We start from the raw sequence: 2,795 nt of genomic DNA, 5'->3' as shown, positions 1-2,795 counted from the left end.
CCGGTCCAGCAGCAAGCGCCAACCCGCGCCATCGCGCAGCAAGCGCTCGCCTGGCCCTGCCGCCGATGGCAGACCGTAGCCTTCACCTTCAAAGCGCTCTTCCACCAAGTGCGCGCGCCAACCCTGCGTGCTGTGACGCCAGACATAGCGGTCCAGCACGGGCGTGCCCAGCACCGAGTGGGTGAACGCCACATCGGCTGCGGGGTGGGCCGGGTTCAGGGGCAAGCGGGTCAAGGCACGGCCGCTGCGGTGTTCGGTCAGCACCAGCTCACAAGCGGGCGCAGCCCCAGGGGCTGCCCATGCGCACGCCACCAGCGCCCACGCCACCAGGGCGAGGCGCTTGGGGCATGTCACTTGGCGATGCCTTTTTCTTTGAAGTAACGCAAGGCACCGGGGTGCAAGGGCACGCTGGCCACCGAGGTGGCGGTGTTCAGGTTGATGTTTTTGCCCTGCACATGCACCTGGCCCATGATGGCCGTGTTTTCATACAGCGCCTTGGTCACTTCGTAGGCCACGTTCTCGGGCACGCCATCGTGTGTCGCCCAAATGGCCATCACCGCCAGCGTGGGCACGGCCGCAGTCTGGCCCTTGTAGCTGTTGGCGGGCAGTTGCACTTGGGTGTAGTAAGGCTGTTCTTTGAGCAAGGTCGCCACTTCGGGGCCCGACAGCGGAATGATCTTCAGGGCATGGCTTTGTGCAAAGTCGGTCACCGCTGCCACGGGCACACCGCCCGTGATCAAGGTGGCGTGCAAGTTGCCGTCCTTGATCTTGTCCACCGCTTGGGTGAAGGAAGAGCTGTCTTCCTTCACATCGGTGCGGGCCATGCCGTGCACCTTGAGCAAATCGGTCACCAACTGGTACTGACCGGAGCCGGGCGCGCCTGAGGAAATGCTTTTGCCCTTGAGGTCCTTGACGCCGTTGATGCCCGAATCGGCACGGGTGATCAGCTGCACGGTCTCTGGGTACAGGGCGCCCAGGGCACGCAGATTTTTCAGGGGCGCGTTGGCAAACTGGGCTTTGCCGTTGTAGGCCGCATCCAGAATGTCGGCGGCCACAAAGGCCGACTCGATGTCTTTGGTGCCCAACAGTTTGGCGTTGCCCACTGAGGCACCGGCGGCTTCAGCGGTGGCGGTGATTTTCTTGCCGTCCACGGTGGCTTTGTTGGAAATCAGCTGGGCCAGCATGCCGCCCAAGGGGTAATAGGTGCCGCCGGTGCCGCCCGTGGCCACACCGAAAAACACACGCTGTTGTGCGATGGCCGCACCTGAGAGCAAAGTGGCAGAGGCCACCAAGGTGATGGCCAGACGGCGATTGATTTTCATGGTTCATTTCCTTCAGGAATGGGTGAGAGGTTCACAATGGACTGGGCCAGGACCGCTTGCTGCGGACATCCTGGTGGACAGGCTTACAGTGTGGAGTGAAATTGCAAGGCCTGTCCATCGTTTGCCAAAGTTGATGCTCAGCATCACAAAAACCAATGAAACCTTTCACAATCTGCACGCAGCCTCATGAAAAAACGCGCTTCTGACAAAGTGTCGCCCCCCTCGTGGGAGCAGCTGGGCATCTGGGTGGCCTTGGTGGAAACCGGCTCGGTGTCGGCAGCGGCGCAGCGGCTGGAAATATCGCAAGCGGGTGTGTCTCAGCACATCCGGCAACTGGAAGAGACCTTGGGCGTGTCGCTGCTGGACCGCGCTACGCGCCCGGCGCACCCCACCGCCGCAGGACACCGGCTGTATGAACAGGCCAAAGATTTGCTTTCGCGTGCGGGCCAAATGACACAAACCGTGCGTTCGCTCAGTCGCAGCAAAAGGGCCATGCTGCGCATGGGTTGCGTCGATTCATTTGCCGCTGTGATCGGCCCGCAGGTGGTGCGTGGTTTGTCTGGGCGTGTGCAGCGCTTGCGCTTGGTCTCGGGCATCAACCCGGGGCTGGCCGACCTGTTTGACAACCACCAGCTCGACGCGCTGATCACCACCGACGACCCCAAGTACTTGCCCGGAAGGGAGTGCCTGGCCTTGTTTTCGGAGCAGTTTCTGTTGGCTGTTCCGTCAGGTCTTCAGGTGCCACCCTTGGCCTCCCTGTCGCAGCTGAGCCAGATCAGGCCCTTCATGCATTACAGCACCCGCTCCAAAATGGGCGCGCTGGTGGACGCCTACCTGCGACGGCATGACCCCCACATCGAGCGCGTGTTCGAGTTTGACGCGACCGACCCCTTGCTCAGCTTGGTGCGCGAAGACCTGGGCATCGCCCTGACCACACCCATGTGTTTGTGGCAATCGCGCTACCACGCCATGAACCTGAAATACCTGCACTTGAATGCGCTGCGGCACCAAGGGCAGGCTTATCCGCCTTTGAAGCGAACCTTCTACCTCGTCTACCGTCCCGACGAGTTGGGCCCGCTGGCCCAAGACATCGCAGCCATGGTGCGGGTGGCGGTGCGCGAGTTGCAGCGCCAATGGGTGATGGCGCTGAAAATCCCCCACGACTTGCTCAGCGTCGAAGAGGCCAGCGAGATCTGAAGACGGATGGGCCAAGTGTGATGCTGATGATCAGCCAATGCAAAACTGATGGCCCTTTCAGGCGCACACCTTAAGCTGGCCCTGAACTACAGGAGTCGGATGTGAGCCATTGGGATGCGATCGTGATTGGGGCCGGTGTGATCGGCACCTCGGTGGCCTACAACCTGGCCGCCCTGGGTGCCAAACGGGTGCTGGTGCTGGAGCGCGATCAAATCGGCGCGGGCACCACCTCCCAGTCCAGCGGCATTTTGCGCACGCACTATTCGGTGATCGAAA

General features: G+C 61.8%; 4 protein-coding genes. 2 read left to right on the top strand and 2 right to left on the bottom strand.

Annotation, left to right across the window (positions count from 1 at the left end):
• Positions 1–354 (bottom strand): DUF1850 domain-containing protein (locus ACIQ47_RS16060; RefSeq protein ID WP_396439034.1); only part of this gene is annotated, 354 nt, incomplete at its 3' end.
• Positions 351–1,322 carry a TAXI family TRAP transporter solute-binding subunit gene (locus ACIQ47_RS16055; RefSeq protein WP_396439033.1) on the bottom strand — a complete coding sequence of 324 codons (972 nt, stop codon included), beginning with the start codon at positions 1,320–1,322 and terminating at the stop codon, positions 351–353. The genes ACIQ47_RS16055 and ACIQ47_RS16060, both read right to left, overlap by 4 nt.
• Before the next feature lie 186 nt (positions 1,323–1,508).
• Between ACIQ47_RS16055 and ACIQ47_RS16050 the strand changes: the two genes are divergently transcribed.
• Complete coding sequence (locus ACIQ47_RS16050) at positions 1,509–2,519, top strand: LysR family transcriptional regulator (protein ID WP_396439032.1); 1,011 nt, start codon at positions 1,509–1,511, stop codon at positions 2,517–2,519.
• Between the two features lie 101 nt (positions 2,520–2,620).
• Positions 2,621–2,795 (top strand): FAD-dependent oxidoreductase (locus ACIQ47_RS16045; RefSeq protein WP_396439035.1); only part of this gene is annotated, 175 nt, incomplete at its 3' end.

Origin of the sequence: Limnohabitans sp., assembly GCF_044373035.1 — a bacterium.
Taxonomy (GTDB): domain Bacteria; phylum Pseudomonadota; class Gammaproteobacteria; order Burkholderiales; family Burkholderiaceae_C; genus Limnohabitans_A.
This window is presented reverse-complemented; position numbering and strand designations above follow the sequence as displayed.

Excerpts from the sequence above, each read along its gene's own strand:
- ACIQ47_RS16055 (WP_396439033.1), bottom strand. The coding sequence starts at position 1,322 with ATGAAAATCAATCGCCGTCTGGCCATCACCTTGGTGGCCTCTGCCACT.
- ACIQ47_RS16050 (WP_396439032.1), top strand. The coding sequence starts at position 1,509 with ATGAAAAAACGCGCTTCTGACAAAGTGTCGCCCCCCTCGTGGGAGCAG.